At 73.5% G+C, this 16,188-nt stretch carries 14 protein-coding genes; 8 read left to right on the forward strand and 6 right to left on the reverse strand.

Going from position 1 to position 16,188, the window contains the following annotated elements:
• Positions 1 to 103 precede the first annotated feature (103 nt).
• The gene (locus tag ACFU7Z_RS20395; RefSeq protein ID WP_074004214.1) at positions 104 to 1,510 is read right to left on the reverse strand and encodes an aspartate ammonia-lyase; all 1,407 of its coding nucleotides are present in this window, start codon (positions 1,508 to 1,510) and stop codon (positions 104 to 106) included.
• A 134-nt stretch (positions 1,511 to 1,644) separates the two neighbouring features.
• Positions 1,645 to 2,424, reverse strand: coding sequence for a carbon-nitrogen hydrolase family protein (locus tag ACFU7Z_RS20400; protein ID WP_380778666.1), 780 nt, complete (start codon positions 2,422 to 2,424; stop codon positions 1,645 to 1,647).
• Positions 2,425 to 2,765: 341 nt separating this feature from the next.
• On the opposite strand from ACFU7Z_RS20400, the gene ACFU7Z_RS20405 reads away from it, so the two are divergent.
• Positions 2,766 to 4,772 (forward strand): cholesterol oxidase substrate-binding domain-containing protein, encoded by a 2,007-nt coding sequence (locus ACFU7Z_RS20405; protein ID WP_380778668.1) that lies wholly within the window; start codon positions 2,766 to 2,768, stop codon positions 4,770 to 4,772.
• 31 nt (positions 4,773 to 4,803) lie between these two features.
• Here the strand turns inward: ACFU7Z_RS20405 and ACFU7Z_RS20410 are convergent, their stop codons facing one another.
• The gene (locus ACFU7Z_RS20410; RefSeq protein WP_380778670.1) at positions 4,804 to 5,454 is read right to left on the reverse strand and encodes a helix-turn-helix domain-containing protein; all 651 of its coding nucleotides are present in this window, start codon (positions 5,452 to 5,454) and stop codon (positions 4,804 to 4,806) included.
• Positions 5,455 to 5,628: 174 nt separating this feature from the next.
• Between ACFU7Z_RS20410 and ACFU7Z_RS20415 the strand changes: the two genes are divergently transcribed.
• Together ACFU7Z_RS20415 and ACFU7Z_RS20420 are read left to right on the forward strand one after the other, a co-directional pair.
• Positions 5,629 to 6,393 (forward strand): AzlC family ABC transporter permease, encoded by a 765-nt coding sequence (locus ACFU7Z_RS20415; protein WP_380778672.1) that lies wholly within the window; start codon positions 5,629 to 5,631, stop codon positions 6,391 to 6,393.
• Positions 6,393 to 6,701 (forward strand): AzlD domain-containing protein, encoded by a 309-nt coding sequence (locus ACFU7Z_RS20420; protein ID WP_369808302.1) that lies wholly within the window; start codon positions 6,393 to 6,395, stop codon positions 6,699 to 6,701. The genes ACFU7Z_RS20415 and ACFU7Z_RS20420 overlap by 1 nt, the downstream gene beginning before the upstream one ends.
• Before the next feature lie 79 nt (positions 6,702 to 6,780).
• On the opposite strand, the gene ACFU7Z_RS20425 is transcribed toward ACFU7Z_RS20420, so the two are convergent.
• Complete coding sequence (locus ACFU7Z_RS20425; protein WP_074004216.1) at positions 6,781 to 7,107, reverse strand: hypothetical protein; 327 nt, start codon at positions 7,105 to 7,107, stop codon at positions 6,781 to 6,783.
• Positions 7,108 to 7,200: 93 nt separating this feature from the next.
• Complete coding sequence (locus ACFU7Z_RS20430; RefSeq protein ID WP_380778674.1) at positions 7,201 to 7,740, reverse strand: GNAT family N-acetyltransferase; 540 nt, start codon at positions 7,738 to 7,740, stop codon at positions 7,201 to 7,203.
• 100 nt (positions 7,741 to 7,840) lie between these two features.
• Here ACFU7Z_RS20430 and ACFU7Z_RS20435 point away from each other — a divergent pair, with 100 nt between their 5' ends.
• From ACFU7Z_RS20435 to ACFU7Z_RS20455, 5 genes are all read left to right on the forward strand, one after another.
• The gene (locus ACFU7Z_RS20435; protein WP_380778676.1) at positions 7,841 to 9,028 is read left to right on the forward strand and encodes an acyl-CoA dehydrogenase family protein; all 1,188 of its coding nucleotides are present in this window, start codon (positions 7,841 to 7,843) and stop codon (positions 9,026 to 9,028) included.
• A gap of 75 nt (positions 9,029 to 9,103) precedes the next feature.
• Positions 9,104 to 9,481, forward strand: coding sequence for a hypothetical protein (locus ACFU7Z_RS20440; RefSeq protein ID WP_049652263.1), 378 nt, complete (start codon positions 9,104 to 9,106; stop codon positions 9,479 to 9,481).
• Between the two features lie 343 nt (positions 9,482 to 9,824).
• Positions 9,825 to 10,703 (forward strand): alkaline phosphatase family protein, encoded by an 879-nt coding sequence (locus tag ACFU7Z_RS20445; protein ID WP_117490852.1) that lies wholly within the window; start codon positions 9,825 to 9,827, stop codon positions 10,701 to 10,703.
• A gap of 414 nt (positions 10,704 to 11,117) precedes the next feature.
• Positions 11,118 to 11,600 (forward strand): hypothetical protein, encoded by a 483-nt coding sequence (locus ACFU7Z_RS20450; protein ID WP_049657923.1) that lies wholly within the window; start codon positions 11,118 to 11,120, stop codon positions 11,598 to 11,600.
• 276 nt (positions 11,601 to 11,876) lie between these two features.
• The gene (locus ACFU7Z_RS20455; protein WP_380778679.1) at positions 11,877 to 13,229 is read left to right on the forward strand and encodes a multidrug effflux MFS transporter; all 1,353 of its coding nucleotides are present in this window, start codon (positions 11,877 to 11,879) and stop codon (positions 13,227 to 13,229) included.
• 115 nt (positions 13,230 to 13,344) lie between these two features.
• Here ACFU7Z_RS20455 and ACFU7Z_RS20460 read toward each other — a convergent pair whose 3' ends face one another.
• Positions 13,345 to 15,402: a glycosyl hydrolase family 18 protein gene (locus ACFU7Z_RS20460; protein ID WP_380778681.1), complete on the reverse strand. Its 2,058-nt coding sequence runs from the start codon at positions 15,400 to 15,402 to the stop codon at positions 13,345 to 13,347.
• Positions 15,403 to 16,188 lie beyond the last annotated feature (786 nt).

Consider the following 16,188-nt stretch of genomic DNA (forward strand, 5'->3'; position numbering starts at 1 on the left):
CAGGGGCGCAACCGCCCGCCGCGCCCCGGCGCGCGTCCTCCGGCGAAGGCGCGGCCGGCGACCGGGACCAAGCCGTGTCACAGCCGCCGGCCGGCCCGGCCCGCTAGGGGTGCGTCATCCGCAGCACGTCCAGCGCCTCGTCCAGCTGCTCCACGGTGAGCCTGCCCTGTTCGACGTAGCCGCGCTCCAGCACCACCTGACGGATCGTCTTGCGTTCGGCCAGCGCCTGCTTGGCGACCTTCGCGGCCTCCTCGTACCCGATGTAGCGGTTCAGCGGGGTCACCACCGAAGGTGAGGACTCCGCGTACTCCCGGGCCCGTTCGACGTTGGCGGTGATGCCGTCCACCGTCCGGTCGGCCAGCAGCCGGGCGCTGTTGGCGAGCAGCCGCACCGACTCCAGCACGTTGCGGGCGAGCACCGGGAGCATCACGTTCAGCTCGAAGTTGCCGCTCGCGCCCGCCAGGGTGACCGTCGCGTCGTTGCCCACCACCTGGGCGGCGACCATCAGCACGACCTCGGGCAGCACCGGGTTCACCTTGCCCGGCATGATCGACGAACCCGGCTGGAGGTCCGGCAGGTTGATCTCGCCGAGCCCGGTGCGCGGACCGGAGCCCATCCACCGCAGGTCGTTCGCGATCTTCGTGAACCCGACCGCCACCGTGCGCAGTTGACCGCTCAGTTCGACCAGGGCGTCCCGCGCGCCCTGCGCCTCGAAATGGTTCCTGGCCTCGGTCAGCGGCAGGTCGGTGGCGCGGGCGACCTCCGCGATGACGGCCTCCGGGAAGCCGGGCGGGGTGTTGATCCCGGTGCCCACCGCCGTGCCGCCGAGCGGGAGTTCGGCCACCCGGGGGAGGGTGGCCAGCAGCCGCTCCCGCCCGTGCCGCACCTGCGCCGCGTAGCCGCCGAACTCCTGGCCGAGCGTGACGGGCGTGGCGTCCATCAGGTGGGTGCGACCCGACTTGACCACCCGGGCGAACTCGGCCGCCTTGCGCTCCAACGCCTCCGCGAGGTGCTCCAGCGCCGGGACCAGGTCGTGGGTGACGGCGCCGGTGGCGGCGATGTGGATCGAGGACGGGAAGACGTCGTTGGACGACTGGCTGGCGTTGACGTGGTCGTTCGGGTGGACGGGCCGGCCCAGCCGCTCCCCGGCCAGGGTGGCGATCACCTCGTTGGTGTTCATGTTGGACGAGGTGCCCGAGCCGGTCTGGAACACGTCCACCGGGAACTGGTCGTCCCAGCGCCCCTCCGCGACCTCCTCGGCCGCCGCCGCGATCGCCTCCGCCGTCTCCTCGTCCAGCACCCCGAGCCGGGCGTTCACCCGGGCGGCTGCCGCCTTGATCCGGGCCAGCGCGGCGATGTGCGCCCGCTCCAGCCGCTGACCGGACACCGGGAAGTTCTCCACTGCCCGCTGCGTCTGCGCCTGCCACTTCGCGTCGGCCGGCACCCGGACCTCGCCCATCGAGTCGTGCTCGATCCGGTACTCCTGCGGCTTCTCCTGCTGGCCACCCATCGCGCGCTGCACCTCCTGTACGGGCCCGACCGGGCCCGGAACGGATCTCCGATCACCACAGCCGCGAGCGGGGCCCGGGTATTTCCGGTGGGGGTGACCCGGTTCCGGTTCTGGTCCCGGTTCGGGCCCGGCGCCTACTGCCGGGGCAGGCCGGTACGGGCCACCTCGGCGCGGACCAGCTCGCCCGGGGCGGTACCGGCCTGGGCGACGAGGCCGCCGCCCGGGGCCCAGACGCCGGAGCCGCCCGAGCTGTCCGGGTACTCGCCGGTGGCCCCGGCGCAGGTCGCGAGCACGCACCACACCCCGTGGGCGGCGGCCCGGTCGCGGACGTGGCCGTCCCGGCGCTCGGCCTGGGCGGCGCCGGGCCCGTAGAGGGTGGAGGCGACGTAGGCGTCGATGCCGAGCGCGGCGGTCTCCTCGGCGTGCGTCGGATCGGCGGCGTCCGCGCAGACGGCGAGGCCGAGCCGCAGACCGTCCAGCTCCAGGACGACGGGCTTCCCGCCCGGGGTGAAGCGTTCGACCTCGGCGCCGTGCAGGCGCATCTTCCGGTAGACGACCTCGGCGCCCTCCCCGGTGACCGCCAGCGTGGCGATGGACTCGCGCCCGTCGGCCTCGACCGCCGGCGCCCCGACCAGGGCGACGGCGCCGGCCGCGGCGCAGGCCGCCACCAGCGGTGCGAGCCGGGCGTCCGCCGGGTCGACGGCCGGTGCGGCCAGGTCGTAGCCGGTCAGCGACAGCTCGGGGAACACCACCAGCCGGGTGCCCGCCTCCCGTACCGCCTCGGCGTGCAGGGCCACGTTCTCGGACACGGTGTCCGGACGGCCGGCGGCGGCGCAGACGGGCTGGGCGACGGTGACCGTCAGCGGCCCGGGCACGGGACGCGCGGGCACGGGCGGGTTCGCGGACGAGGGCATGGCGGGGCCTCCGGCGGGGGGGTGGGGTGATCGCGATCAACCTATGCGCCCGCCGAGGAGCCGGGCAACAGAGTCCGGACGAGGAGCTGTGCAGGTGGACGGGGTTCCCGGGGCGGATCGGACCGATCTCACTCGAAGGAGTGAGATCCCCGGCGGGTGCTTCAAACGGCCGTACGCCCCTCCATACGCTCCAGACCGGGCCGGGCGGACTCCGGCCGGACCCGGATCGCCGCAGCTCGGCCCGGGGGGACCAGCGCGAAGGGGCGGACGGACGGATGACCACAGGACACGGCCCGATGGGCGGAACGGGTGACGGGGCGACACCGGAGGGGATGACCCCCATGAATACCCGCATGAACGCCCAGGTGGACGCCGCTGCGGACGCCCCGACGGAGGCCTCCGCGGGCGCCCGGGCGCAGGCCCCGGCGAGAGCCTCGTCGACGGCCCCGGCGGCCCCGGCGGGCCCGCGGAGGAGCACCACCGACGGCCTCACCCGCCGACAGCTGCTGGGCGCGTCGGCGGTGCTCGGCGGCGCGGCCTGGCTGCTGCGCGGCACCGTCGGCCCGGACAGCGCCGAGGCCGCCACGCCCGTACCGCCCGGGCTGCCCGCCGGCACCGAGCTCTACCAGCGGGTCTTCCAGAACTGGTCCGGCGAGATCCGCACCGACCAGCTGTGGACCTGCGCGCCGCGCACCCCCGAGGAGGTCCCGGCCCTCGCCGACTGGGCGCACGCCAACGGCTGGCGGCTGCGCGCCTCCGGCTACCGGCACACCTGGGCGCCGCTCACCGTCGCCGCCGGGACCCCGGAGAGCGCCCGGGTCCTGCTCGTGGACACCAGCCGGTACCTCACCGCCATCAGCGCCGACTCGCCCGGCACCGTCCGGGTGCAGACCGGCGCCACCATGGAGGCCCTGCTCGCGCACCTGGCCCAGCGCGGCCTGGGCCTGACCGCCTGCCCCGCCCCCGGCGAGCTCACCGTCGGCGGCGTGCTCGCCATCGGCGGCCACGGCACCGCCACCGCGGCGGTCGGGGAGGCGCGGCCGGAGGGGCACGGCTACGGCTCGGTCAGCAACCAGGTCGTCCGGCTCACCGCCGTCGTCCTCGACCCGGCCACCGGCCGCTACACGCTGCGCACCTTCGACCGCTCCGAGGCCGACAGCGCCGCCTTCCTGGTGCACCTGGGCCGGGCCTTCCTCACCGAGGTGGTGCTGCGGGCCGGCGCCGACCGCCCCTTGCGCTGCGTCAGCCGGCTCGACATCCCGGCGAGCGAGCTCTTCGCCCGCCCGGGCAGCGGCAGCGGCACCGGGACCGGCGGCGGGCTCGGCGGAGTGCTCGGGGGAGTGCTGGGCGGCGTCCTCGGCGGCGGGAGCGGCCCGCGCACGCTCGCCGAGTTCGTGGACCGCGACGGCCGGGTCGAGGCGATCTGGTTCGCCTACACCGAGTACCCCTGGCTCAAGACCTGGAGCGTCACCCCGAACAAGCCGCTCGGCTCCCTCTCCGTCGACCGCCCCTACAACTACCCCTTCTCGGACAGCATTCCGGAGCCGGTCGCCCGGCTCGCCGGGGAGATCGTCGCCGGCGCCTGGGCATCGGCCCCGCTGTTCGGCCAACTCCAGTACCTGGTCGCGAAGGTGGGGCTCACCGGCGACATCACGGACATCCTGCTCTCCGGCGACCTGCTGCGCCGGCTGCTCAGCGGCGAGGTGCTCACCCACCTGCTCGCCGGCGGACTGCACTCCGACCTCTGGGGCCCTTCCCGTGCCCTGCTCCAGTACGTCCGCCCGACCACCCTGCGGGTCACCGCCAACGGCTACGCGATCCTCACCAAGCGCGCCGACCTCCAGTGGGTGGTGAGCGAATTCGCCGCCTACTACCGGGAGTTGCTCGCCGCCTTCCAGGCCCGGGGCGAGTTCCCGGTGAACGGCGCGGTGGAGATCCGGGTCACCGGCCTGGACGACCCGGCCGCCTCCGGCGTCCCCGGCGCCCGGCCCCCGCTGCTGTCCGCACTGCGCCCGCGCGCCGACCGTCCCGAGTGGGACACGGCGGTCTGGCTGGACGTCCTGGCCTTCCCCGGCACCCCCGGACTGGAGCGCTTCGCCCGGGAGTTGGAGCAGTGGCTGCTGCGCACCTTCGACGGCACCCGGGCGGGCCTTCGGGTCGAGTGGTCCAAGGGCTGGGCCTACACCGACGCCGCCGCCTGGTCCGACCCGGACATGATCGGCCGGGCCATCCCCGACAGTTTGCGGGCCGGCGGCGGGCCCGGCTGGGACGAGGCGGTCGCCGTCCTGGACCGCCACGACCCGCACCGGGTGTTCGGAAATCCCTTCCTGGACGGGATGTTGAAGTAGTTCGTGCCCGCAAGGGGATGTTGACTGGTCGTCAGATGTGTTCCATGACGATCACCGCGAGGGTGTCCGGGGCCAGGGCGCGGAACACGTGCGGAGCGTCGCCCGGGTAGCTCACGTAGTCGCCCGGGCCCAGTTCCACCGGCGCCTCCGTCGGCCCGACCAGCGCCCGCCCGGCACCGATCAGCACGTGCTCGACGGTGCCGGGCATGTGCGGGTCGGAGGCCCTGGTCTCGCCCGGCTGCGCCTCGATCCGGTAGATGTCGCGCCGGGCGTTGGGCGGGCAGGAGGAGAGCACGGTGGCGGCGTAGTCGGCACGCTCGGAGTGGGTCACCGGGCCCTCGCCGACCCGGATCACCTTGACCACCGGGCGAGGCGGGTCGACCAGCCGGCTGAACGGCACGTTCAGCGCGACCCCGAGTGCCCAGAGCGTCTCCACGCTGGGGTTGCCCGCGCCCGACTCCAGCTGGGACAGGGTGGACTTGGCGATGCCCGCACGCCGGGCCAGCTCGGCCATCGACAGGCCGCTGCGCTCGCGCTCGCGCCGGATCGAGGCGGCGATCTGGCCGATCAGCTCGGTGCCGTTCCCGTTGCCGTTGCCGCCGGTGCTGCCGCCGCCGGGGCGGTTGCCGGTGCTGCCGTCGGGGCCCGTGGCCGGGGTGGTCTGGTCACTCATGCTCGCCACTCACGCTTCCTCCTGGCCCCTTCCACGTCCACGGCTCCCGGTGCGGCCGATGCCGCCGTTCATGCTGCCACGGTCGGTCGCGCCGACCGTACCGACCGCGTCGGCCATCGTTCGCCGGATCGGTCCGCCTGTTCGCCTTGACGAACGAGGGTGGAGCGGTTCACTCTAATGAACATGCGTTCGCTACTCCGAACACTGGAGCGCGCCACCCTCCGGGACGTCGCTCTGGTCTGCCTGGCCGATGCCCTCGTCGGCGCCTCCTTCGGCGCGATCAGCGTCTCCGGCGGTCTGCCGCTCTGGGTGCCGGTCGCCCTCTCCGTCCTGGTGTTCGCGGGCGGCTCCCAGTTCGCGGCGGTCGGCGTGGTGCTCTCCGGCGGCGGCGCCCTCGCCGCGGTCGCCACCGGGCTGGTGCTCAACGCCCGGCTGCTGCCCTTCGGCTTCACCGTGGCCGACGTGCTCGACGGCCCCTGGTGGCGGCGCCTGCTGGGCGCGCAGCTGCTCACCGACGAGACCGCCGCCTTCGCCCTGCAGCAGAACGAGCCGCGCCGGCGCCACGCCGTGTACTGGCTCTGCGGGATCGCGCTGTTCGTGGTCTGGAACGTCTCGGTGCTGCTCGGCGCGCTCGCGGGCGGGCTGCTCGGCGACACGGACGCGCTCGGCCTGGACGCGGCCTTCCCAGCGGTGCTGCTCGCCCTCGTCCTGCCCTCGCTCGTGGACCGCCGCATCCGTACGGCGGCGCTGGTGGGAGCGGTGGTCGCGGTCGCCGCCACGCCGTTCGTCCCGGCCGGGCTGCCGGTGCTGCTGGCCCTCGTCGGGCTGCTGTTCGCCGGACGGCCGGCGGCGGGGGAGGCGGCCCGGAGTGCCGCGGACGAGCAGAACGTGGAGAACGCGGTGGGCGGGGAGAGTGCCGTGAAGAGCGAGAAGGAGACGGTTCGATGATGCCGCTGTACGCCGTTCTGCTGCTCGCGGCCGGAACGTACGCCTACCGGCTCGCCGGGCCGCTGCTCGCCGGCCGGCTTGCCCTCTCGGAGCGACTGCGGCACCTGCTGGCCGTCGCGGCGACGGTGCTGCTCGTGGCCCTGGTCGCGACCGGCGCGCTGACCCAGGGGCACGGCTTCGCGGGGTGGGCCCGCCCGGCGGGCGTGCTGGCCGCAGGGGTGCTCGCGCTGCGCCGGGCACCGTTCCCGGTGGTGGTGGTCGCCGGTGCGGCGACGACGGCGGTGCTGCGGCTCTGCGGGGTGGGGTGACGGCTGACAGCTGACAGAGTTTGAAATCTGTTATCTGTTATCTGTCGGCTGTCATCTGTTCGCTGTCACCCGCCCTCCGTCACCCGTCCTCCGCGTCCCCCTCGGCCAGGCGCTCCGCCTGGACCTCCGGCCGCTCGCTGTCCCACAGCAGCTCCCACACCTTGAACACGCAGTGGTAGTCGCGCATGCTCCCCTGCGAGACCAGCAGGTAGGTGTCCCCGTCGCGGAGCAGCGTCCGCCGCCGGCTGTTGAACGGGTGCTGTGGGGTGTAGGAGGGGACGAGTCGCTTCAGCTCCTCGACGGCCTCCTCACGGCTGCCCTCGACCTCGGCGAGCACCTTGCTGCCCCAGGTCCGGTCGTGCCCGGTGCCCACCGTCTCCTCCACGACCAGCGCCCAACGTGCCATGCCCTGCTCCCGTTCCGTTCCGATCCGATCCGCTGTGTTCCTCGGCCCGCCCGGCCCGCCCGGCCCGCTTCGCCCGCCCGGCCCGTCGACCCGTCAGCGCGTCGGCGACTTGAAGAAGATGGTGGTCGGCCGGAGCACGCCCGCCGGGTCGGCCGCGAAGTCCGGCACCGAGCCGACCCGGGTCCAGCCCGCCCCCTCGTAGAGCCGCTCCGCCGGGCTCCCGGTCTCGGTGTCCAGCACCAGTAGCCGGATGCCCAGCTCCACCGCCCGTTCCTCCAGGGCCGCCAGCAGCCGTCCCGCCAGCCGGTGCCCGCGATCGGCGGGGTGCACCATCAGCTTGGCCACCTCGCCCCGGTGGCGGCCGTTCGCGGTGGTGGCGGGCCGCAGCTGCACCGTGCCGGCCAGCCGTCCGTCGGCCCGGTTCCGGGCGGTCCACAGCACCAGCCGGCCGGCCGCGAGGTCCGGGCCGAGCGCCCGCCACCACGTCGTGGCCTCGTCGGGCGCCAGCGGGGCGAGGAACCCGATCGAGGCGCCGCCGTGCACGGTCTCCACCAGGAGCCCGGCGAACTCCTCCGCCGAGTCGTCCAGCTCCTGGGCCGTCACCTCGCCGATCACGTACGCACCGTCGGACATGTCGCCATCCTCACTCGTTCGCGCCCGCCCACCACTCGGCCGGGTGCGCGATACTCGCCGGTATTCCGCTGGTATTCCGCCGAGAGTACAAGGAGCTTCGATGACGAAGCCGACCCGGATCGACCCGTCCGACCTGCTCGCCGTCGGCGACCTGCTCTCGGACGAGGAGCGGCTGATCCGCGACACCGTCCGCCGGTTCACGGAGGAGCACATCCGCCCGCACATCGGTGACTGGTTCGAGCGCGGGGTCTTCCCGGTCCGCGAGCTTGCCCCCGAGCTCGGCGCCCTGGGCGTGCTCGGCATGCACCTCGACGGCTACGGCTGCGCGGGCGCCGACGCGGTGGCGTACGGGGTGGCCTGCATGGAGCTGGAGGCGGCCGACTCCGGGCTGCGCAGCTTCGTCTCCGTCCAGGGCTCGCTCGCCATGCGTTCGATCCATGCCTTCGGCTCGGAGGAGCAGAAGCAGCGCTGGCTGCCCGGCATGGCCGCCGGTGAACTGATCGGCTGCTTCGGCCTCACCGAGCCGGACTTCGGCTCCGACCCCGCCAACATGCGGACCCGGGCGGTGCGGAAGGGCGGTGAGGGCGGCGACTGGGTGCTGTCCGGCAGCAAGATGTGGATCACCAACGGCAGCATCGCCGACGTCGCCGTGGTCTGGGCGCAGACCGAGGAGGGCGTGCGCGGCTTCCTGATCGAGCGCGGCACTCGCGGCCTGACCGCCACCGACGTGCACGGCAAGCTCTCGCTGCGCGCCTCCGTCACCAGCGAGCTGGCCTTCGACGAGGTGGTGCTGCCCGCCGACGCCGTGCTGCCCGGGGTGGTCGGCCTGCGCGGACCGCTCTCCTCCCTCAACGAGGCCCGCTACGGCATCCTCTGGGGCACCGTCGGAGCCGCCCGCGACTGCTACACCGCCGCCCTGGACTACGCCAAGAGCCGGATCCAGTTCGACCGCCCGATCGCGGGCTTCCAGCTGACCCAGCAGAAGCTGGTCGAGATGATGCTGGAGGTCGAGAAGGCCTACCTGGTCGCGCTGCGGATCGGCCGGCTCAAGGAGCAGGGCGCGGCCCGCCCGCCGCACATCAGCTTCGGCAAGCTCAACAACGTCCGCACCGCGCTGGAGATCGCCCGCAGCGCCCGGACCGTCCTCGGCGCCAATGGCATCACCACCGAGTACCCGGTGCTGAGGCACGCCAACAACCTGGAGTCGGTGCTCACCTACGAGGGCACCAGTGAGATCCACACCCTGGTCCTCGGCGAGGCCATCACCGGCGAGTCCGCCTACCGCTGACGGGCCGCCGCCCGCCCTTCCCGGCCCGGGAAAACCGGTGGCCGGGCCCGTCGCGGCCCGGCTACCGTCCCTGCCATGACCAGCCAGTACGTCCCGACGCGGCCCCCGACCACCACCCTCTGGCGCCCCACCGGCCCGGAGGAGCTGGCCCTGGTCGAGGCCGCCGACCGGCGCGCCTGGCCGCCCCGCCTGCCCGAGCAGCCGATCTTCTACCCCGTCCTCAACGAGGACTACGCGATCCGGATCGCCCGGGACTGGAACGTGCCCGCCTCCGGCGTCGGCTACGTCACCCGCTTCGAGGTCGACACCGCCTTCCTCGCCCGCTACCCCGTCCAGCGGGCGGGCGGCCGGACGATCCTCGAACTCTGGGTGCCCGCCGAGGAGTTGGCCGAGTTCAACCGGCACATCGTCGGCCGCATCGAGGTGGTCCACGAGTTCCGCCCGCAGTCGTGACCCGCCCCGCCGCCGGCAGCCCCGACCTGCCCCGCCGTCCGTAGCGCCGACCTGCCGCCTCCCCGCCTGCCGCCCCGCCGCCCGGAGCCCGCCGCCCCGCCGCCCGGAGCCCGCCGCCCAGTCGCCCGGAGCCCGCCGCCCGGAGCCCTCGGCGTCGGCACGGTCGGCGGGGCGGCCCGTTCCGTACGGTCCCCGGCGGCTCCCCGGCGCTCTTCCGACACCTCGTGGACACCCGGCGTTCGGTGAGGTGACGCCGACCGGTACGGCGGTCGGTGGAGCATGGCGCGGTCGGCGGCGCCCTCGGCGGGCGCGGCCGAGTGCGCACGACCGAAAGGAACGCCCCATGTCCGCTGCCCAGTGGCCCCGCCCCCGCGTGCTCGTCGTCGGGATCGACGGTGTCCGCCACGACTACCTGGCGCAGGTGCCGATGCCGCGCCTGGAGGAGGTCGCCGCGGCCGGGTTCCTGGTGCCGGTCACCGTCGCGGACGGCACGCCCACCATGTCCGGGCCGTGCTGGACCACCATCGTGACCGGGGTCGAGCCCGCCAAGCACGGGGTCTGGGGCAACCACCTGGGCGGCAACCGGCTCGACGTGTTCCCCGATTTCGCCACCCGCCTCGCCCGGGGCGACCGGCGCCGCACCTTCGTCGCGGCCGGCTGGGACCCGCTGATGATCAACGAGTCCGGCGGCCCGCTGTTCCGCGCCCCCGGCCGGCTCTCCTACGTGGCCCCCGCCGAGGACACCCCCGAGGCCTGGGAGGCGGTGGACGAGGAGGTCGTCCGGGAGGCCGTCCACGTCCTCGGCGCCGCCGACCCCGAGGCCTCCTTCGTCTACCTCGGCGCCGTCGACGAGACCGCCCACTTCCTGGGCTGCGGCGACGAGTACCGCGCGTCCATGCGCACCGCCGACGAGCGCCTCGGCCGCCTCCTCGACGCGGTCCGCGGCCGGGCGACCTACGCCGAGGAGCAGTGGACGGTCATCGTCGTCACCGACCACGGGCACGTGGACGCCGGCGGCCACGGCGGCCGTACGGTCGAGGAGCGGACGGCCTGGGTCGCCTGCGCCGGGCACGGCATCCCGGCCGGCCCGCCCACCGGCGAGATCCGCCACCCGGACGTCGCCGCGCAGGTGTACGCCTCCCTGCTGCGCCCGATCGACCCGCACTGGACCCTCGACGGCCGCCCGTTCCCGCTGGCCAGGCCGGTACCGGCGGCGGTCTGAGCGACGGGCGGTCCGCGATCCGGGGGTACCGGTGCCCCCGGGTGCAGCAGGCCGGGCTGCGGCGGCGCCGGGCTTGAGCGAGGCTCGACCGGGGCTCGGGCCGCGCTCGACCCGGGCGTGCCGGCCTGGGCGCCGGAGCGGCACGCGTCCGAGACCGCGGGGCCCCGGACCTGCGGGCCTCAGGGTCCCTGCCGAAGGACATACGCCTGAAGGTGGAGAAGGTACCCCGTGGGTTGGAGACAAGATCGCGACCTGGTGGTGACGATCCGACGGGTCGGGACGGGCCACGATGGTTGCACTGGACGGTGGAGCGCGCCGACCGGGCCGGCGACGCGGACCTGAGCGGCCGCCGGCGGCGGAGACGAGCGGTCGGCGACGGCCGCACCGGTCACGACACGGAGAGGACAGCCGGGCATGAAGGGCATCGTGAGCAAGGTCGCGCTGGGAGTCGCTGGTACCGGCATGGCCGTCGCCGTGGCGGCCGTGGCAATCGGCCCGCGGGTGTCCGACTGGTACGACGAGCACCACCAGCAGCAGGGCTCGTACGAGACCGGCACCCAGGCCAAGGCCGACCGCCGGTCGATGCCGACCTGGCTGCCCGACAACGCCTCCGGGGTGAAGTACCTGATGTCCACCAGGGGCGACGACCGCCTGCTGCGCGCCACCCTCCCGGAGGAGCGGCTGCCCGTCGGCTGCACCGCCGGGCAGCCGGGCAAGAGCGCGCACCCGGTGCCGGAGTCGCTCAAGGCCGGCTGGTTCCCCGAGGGCGTCGCGACCAAGGTCATCGGCACCTGCGGGTACTACAACGTGGCGCTGACCGGCAACCAGCTCTACGCGTGGCAGGACGGCGCGGCGGTGCAGGCGGCGCTGCGCGCCGAGCACGTCGCCAAGCGCTGAGTCCGGCGGGGCACCCGAGTACTCCTGAGCACTCCCGGGGACCCCTGAACACCTCTGAGCACTCCTGGTCGCCGCGACCGGGGAACGGAACGGCCCGCCGGGCACCGGAAGGTGCGGGTGGGCCGTCGCCGTGTGCGGGCCGGAAACGGGCGCCCGGCGATCCGCCCGGCGCACCCCCGCAGCCGGACAGCACGTACCCCCGCTGTCGGAACCGGACCGTGCTGCGGTAGGACGGAGCGCGAACGAACCCCACGTCGCCCGTCCGTAAGGAGAACCATGCCCGGCCCGACCGTCGGCCCCACCGACGACACGTCGACCGCTGCCGCCACCACCGCCGCCCCCGCATCCGTCGCCGCACCCGCCACCGGCCAGACCCGTCCCGGCTGGGCCGTGATCGCCGCCCTCGGCGGCCTCACCGCGCTCGGTCCGCTCACCACCGACCTCTACCTGCCGGGCCTGCCCGCGATCGCCGACGACCTGGTCGCCCAGCCGGCCGCCGTCCAGCTCACCCTGACCTTCTCGATGTTCGGGGTCGCCGCCGGGCAGCTGCTCTTCGGGCCGCTCAGCGACCGCTACGGGCGCCGGGTGCCGCTGCTCGCCGGGCTCGTCCTCTACACCCTGTCCAGCGTGGTGTGCGTGTTCGCGCCGAACCTGGCCGTGCTGATCGCCGCCCGCTTCGTCCAGGGCGCGGCCGGGTCCGCCGGGCTGGTGATCGGACGCGCCGTCTCCCGGGACCGCTTCCAGGGCGTCGCGCTGCTGCGCTTCCTCGCCTCGATCGCCCTGATATCCGGGCTGGCGCCGATCCTCGCGCCGATCATCGGCGCGCAGCTGATGCGGTTCACCTCGTGGCGCGGCACCTTCGGCGTGCTGACGGCGCTCGGGCTGCTGCTCACCCTGGTCTCGTTCGGGGTGCTGCGCGAGACGCTGCCGCCGGAGACCCGGGACCGCGGCGGGGTGGGCGCGACCCTGCGGACGATGGGACGGCTGCTGGGCAACCTGCCGTTCCTCGGGCTGGCGCTGACCAGCTCCCTCGCCTTCGGGGCGCTGTTCGGCTACATCAGCGGGTCGTCGACGGTGCTCCAACACGTGTACCAGGTCTCGCCGCAGACCTACAGCCTGCTGTTCGGGCTGAACTCGTTCGCGATCGTGGTGATGACCCAGGTGAACGGGCGCGTACTGGCGCCGCGCTTCACTCAGCGGGTGCTGATGCTGGGCAGCCTCGCGGCGGCGGTCGCCGCCGGGGTGGCGCTGGTGCTGTTGACCACGGTGTGGGACTTCGGACTGGCCGGGTTCTGCCCGCCGCTGTTCGTGATGATGGGCAGCCTGGGCGTGCTGCTGCCGAACACCGCCGCCCAGGCGCTCGGCCTGGTCGAGCCGCAGGTGGCGGGTACCGCGTCGGCGCTGCTCGGGACGGGCAACTTCCTGTGCGCCGCGGTGGTCGCGCCGCTGAGCAGCCTCGGCGGTCAGCCGTCGGCGGTGCTGCTGGCGCTGGTGGTCCTGGTCTGCGGAGTGCTGGCGACGGTGGTCTACCTGGCGCTGTGCCGACCGGAGCGGATGCGGGCGGCGGCGGGGGGGCTGACAGGAGACGGGCGGCAGGCCGCGGCCGGACGACTGACGGCGGACGGATGACAGCGAACGGGTAACAGCGAACAGAAGACAGATGACAGCTGACAGATGTTGAAATCTGTCAGCTGTCATCCGTTATCCGTTACTCGTCAATCGTCATTCGCCACCCGGGGCGGCCTCAGGCGATGGAGAAGTCATCCCCGTACACGTTGCCCTGGCCGTACCAGCCGTGCAGGTACACGGAGACGGTGCCGTTGGCGCCGGTGGTGAAGGGGACGGACACCTTGGTCCAGCCGGAGGAGTTGGCCCACGCGCTGGCGGTGGCGCCGCCGTTGACGCCGATGTAGGCGTAGTTGCCCTGCACCCAACCGCTCAGGGTGTAGCTGGTGTTGGGCTTCAGCGTGACGGTCTGCGCGCACTCGCCGGTCTGGGCGGCGGTGGCCGCGGCCTGGAGGGCCTTGGTGCCGGAGTGGACCGGGGTGGAGACCACGGCGCCGCCGCTCTGGCAGGTCCACGGGGTCAGACTGCCGCTCTCCAGGTCGCCGTTGACCAGGCCGGTGGTCGGCGTGGTCCCGGTGACGGTCAGCGTGTAGGACGCGATGTGGTTGCCGGAGGCCCCGGTGGCGCTGATGCCCAGCGGGTAGGTGCCCGGAGTCACGGCCGAGGTGGTGGAGATGTTCAGGGTGGCGCTGTTGCCGGCGGTGACGCTGCCGGGGGTGATGGTGGCGGTGATGCCGGGGACGGGCTGGCTGACGACCGCGAGGTTGAGGTTCTGCGCCGAGCCAGCCGTGACCGCCGTCGAGATGGTCGCCGAGACGGACGAACCAGCAGCGACCGTACCGGAGTTCGGGTTCACGGCGACCGAGAAGTCATTGCCGGGCTGGGTGCCGGTGACGGTCAGGGTGAAGGTGCCGGTGTGGCTGCCGGAGGCCGCCGAGCCGGTGACCGTGATCGGGTAACTCCCGGGCGTCACCGAGGAGGTGGTGCTGATGTTCAGCGTGGCGCTGTTGCCGGCGGTGACGCTGCCGGGGGTGACGGTGGCGGTGACGCCGGCCGGGGCGCCGCTGACCGTGAGGTTGACGCTCTGCGCGGAGCCCGCCGTCACGGCCGTCGCGATGGTGGCCGAGGTGGACGAACCGGCCGCGACCGTGGCGGAGTTCGGGCTGGCCGACACCGAAAAGTCGTTGCTCACGGTCGAGCCGCTGGTGAACGGCGCGAAGACGTGGGTGAAGTCCCAGGTGTTCTGGGCGATCCCGGAGCAGTTGTCGTTGCCGGCCGTGCCCGGGCAGCCGCCGTTGTCGCGCTGGAGAGCCCAGAAGGACAGCGTGTTGATGCCCTTGGAGACCGCCCAGTTGTACACGGTGGTGGCGTTGGCCAGGGTGAAGGTCTCGGCCGGACCGAAGTCGTCGACACCGATCATCTCGGTGATCCCGATCGAACCCCACAGCTGGGCGGGGGTCTTGGACGGGTAGAGCTTGGCGAGCTGGTTGTAGAGGCCCTGCGCGGAGGTCTGGGTGTCGGCCGCCATGTCGTGGGCGGCGTTGTCGTAGTAGTCGAAGGTCATCATGTTGACGACATCGATCCGCGCGTTGTTGCTGACCGCGTTCTTCAGCACCGCGAGACCGCTGCTGGCCAGCCCGGAGGTGGTGGTGGGCAGCGTGTAGGAGAACTGGATGTTCCGCCCGTTGGCGGCGGCCCAGTCCTGCACGAGCTTGATGGCCTTGTTGCGGCGGTCGATCCCGGCGGTGTTGGTCAGCGAGTTGTCCTCGATGTCGAGGTCGATCCGGCTGACGTCGTAGGTGGTGATCACGTTCTGGAAGGCGGCCGCGATCTGGTTGACGTCGGTGCAGCTGTCGGCGATCTCGGTGCCGGTGTTGTCGGCGGTGTAGCCGCCGAAGGACGGGATCACGTCCCCGCCGTTGGCGCGGATGGTCGCGATGTCCGCGCCGAATGTGGAGGAGGACACCGGCTTGGAGGTGTCGCCGTTCCAGTACGGCGTGCAGGAGCCCTTGGTGGCGGCCTGGAGGAACGCCATGGTCAGGTGCTTGGCGCCGGACTGCGCGGCCAGCTGGGCCGGGCTCTGGCCGGTCCAGGACTCGAAGTAGGGGGCGAAGACCCGGCTGGGGAGCGGGGTGGCGGCCTGGGCGGAGCTCGTCCCGGCGGCGACCAGGCCGGCCGAGGCGGCCAGCGTGGCGCAGGCCGTCAACACGGCCTGGACTGTTCGGCGGAGGCGCATGGATTCTCCAACAGACTTGGTGGGGCAGGACGTTGGGGAGGTGCGGTCGGTCCGGGTGGGGCGGCCGTGTGGGGTCGGCGGCGGCCCCGGGACCGGGTCGGAACCGGGAGTACGGGGAAGTGCGGGGGTGTGCGGGCGTGCGAAGGCCCACCGACTCGCGTGGACGCGGGCGGCGTGCGGAAGCGCGCGCCGTACGGAGCGGGGGTGGAGCGGAGCATGGCAGGGCATGGCAGTGCCTCAGCCGCCGGTGGTCACACCCCCACAGTGCATCCCGGTCGGATCGACATGCTTATGTTTGGACTAGACCACTGGTCTGTCAAGAGTCCTAACAGTTCGTCAGCACACGGCCCGCGCGACGGAAGGGGGGCGGACCGGCGTCGGGACGGGTGGGCCGCCGGTGGGGCCCGCTGGGAGGACGGTGTCGGACGCTCCGGGTGGCGGTGAGGGGGTGGTGCCGGGCGGCGGTGAGGGGCGCCGGAAGATCGTCCACTGACGTCACCACCTCGCTGAACGTGGCTGGGCCCGTACCTCCGCAGCGGGGTGAAGCACCGGCGGGGGCGAAGGAGGCCACCGTGCCGGTGGTGCCCCACAGGGTGGCGGCGGCCAGGATCAGCGGTGTCCCGCTCCCCGTGCGGCCCCTGGAGGTGTGCGGGCCGTCCGGTACGGCGGGGGAGGGGGCCGGGGAGGAAGGTGAGGGGGATGATGCGGTCGAAGACATGAGGTGAGTGCGTCCTGCTCCGTCGAGATCCGGTCGGGGATGCGGAGTGAGGACACACGGAACGTAGG

Source organism: Kitasatospora sp. NPDC057518 (assembly GCF_042802075.1).
Lineage (GTDB): Bacteria > Actinomycetota > Actinomycetes > Streptomycetales > Streptomycetaceae > Kitasatospora.

Bases quoted from the DNA above. Each gene is read 5' to 3' on its own strand.
- ACFU7Z_RS20395 (WP_074004214.1), bottom strand. From the start codon at position 1,510: ATGGGTGGCCAGCAGGAGAAGCCGCAGGAGTACCGGATCGAGCACGAC.
- ACFU7Z_RS20400 (WP_380778666.1), bottom strand. From the start codon at position 2,424: ATGCCCTCGTCCGCGAACCCGCCCGTGCCCGCGCGTCCCGTGCCCGGG.
- ACFU7Z_RS20405 (WP_380778668.1), top strand. From the start codon at position 2,766: ATGAATACCCGCATGAACGCCCAGGTGGACGCCGCTGCGGACGCCCCG.
- ACFU7Z_RS20415 (WP_380778672.1), top strand. From the start codon at position 5,629: ATGCGTTCGCTACTCCGAACACTGGAGCGCGCCACCCTCCGGGACGTC.
- ACFU7Z_RS20420 (WP_369808302.1), top strand. From the start codon at position 6,393: ATGCCGCTGTACGCCGTTCTGCTGCTCGCGGCCGGAACGTACGCCTAC.
- ACFU7Z_RS20425 (WP_074004216.1), bottom strand. From the start codon at position 7,107: ATGGCACGTTGGGCGCTGGTCGTGGAGGAGACGGTGGGCACCGGGCAC.
- ACFU7Z_RS20430 (WP_380778674.1), bottom strand. From the start codon at position 7,740: ATGTCCGACGGTGCGTACGTGATCGGCGAGGTGACGGCCCAGGAGCTG.
- ACFU7Z_RS20435 (WP_380778676.1), top strand. From the start codon at position 7,841: ATGACGAAGCCGACCCGGATCGACCCGTCCGACCTGCTCGCCGTCGGC.
- ACFU7Z_RS20440 (WP_049652263.1), top strand. From the start codon at position 9,104: ATGACCAGCCAGTACGTCCCGACGCGGCCCCCGACCACCACCCTCTGG.
- ACFU7Z_RS20445 (WP_117490852.1), top strand. From the start codon at position 9,825: ATGTCCGCTGCCCAGTGGCCCCGCCCCCGCGTGCTCGTCGTCGGGATC.
- ACFU7Z_RS20450 (WP_049657923.1), top strand. From the start codon at position 11,118: ATGAAGGGCATCGTGAGCAAGGTCGCGCTGGGAGTCGCTGGTACCGGC.
- ACFU7Z_RS20455 (WP_380778679.1), top strand. From the start codon at position 11,877: ATGCCCGGCCCGACCGTCGGCCCCACCGACGACACGTCGACCGCTGCC.
- ACFU7Z_RS20460 (WP_380778681.1), bottom strand. From the start codon at position 15,402: ATGCGCCTCCGCCGAACAGTCCAGGCCGTGTTGACGGCCTGCGCCACG.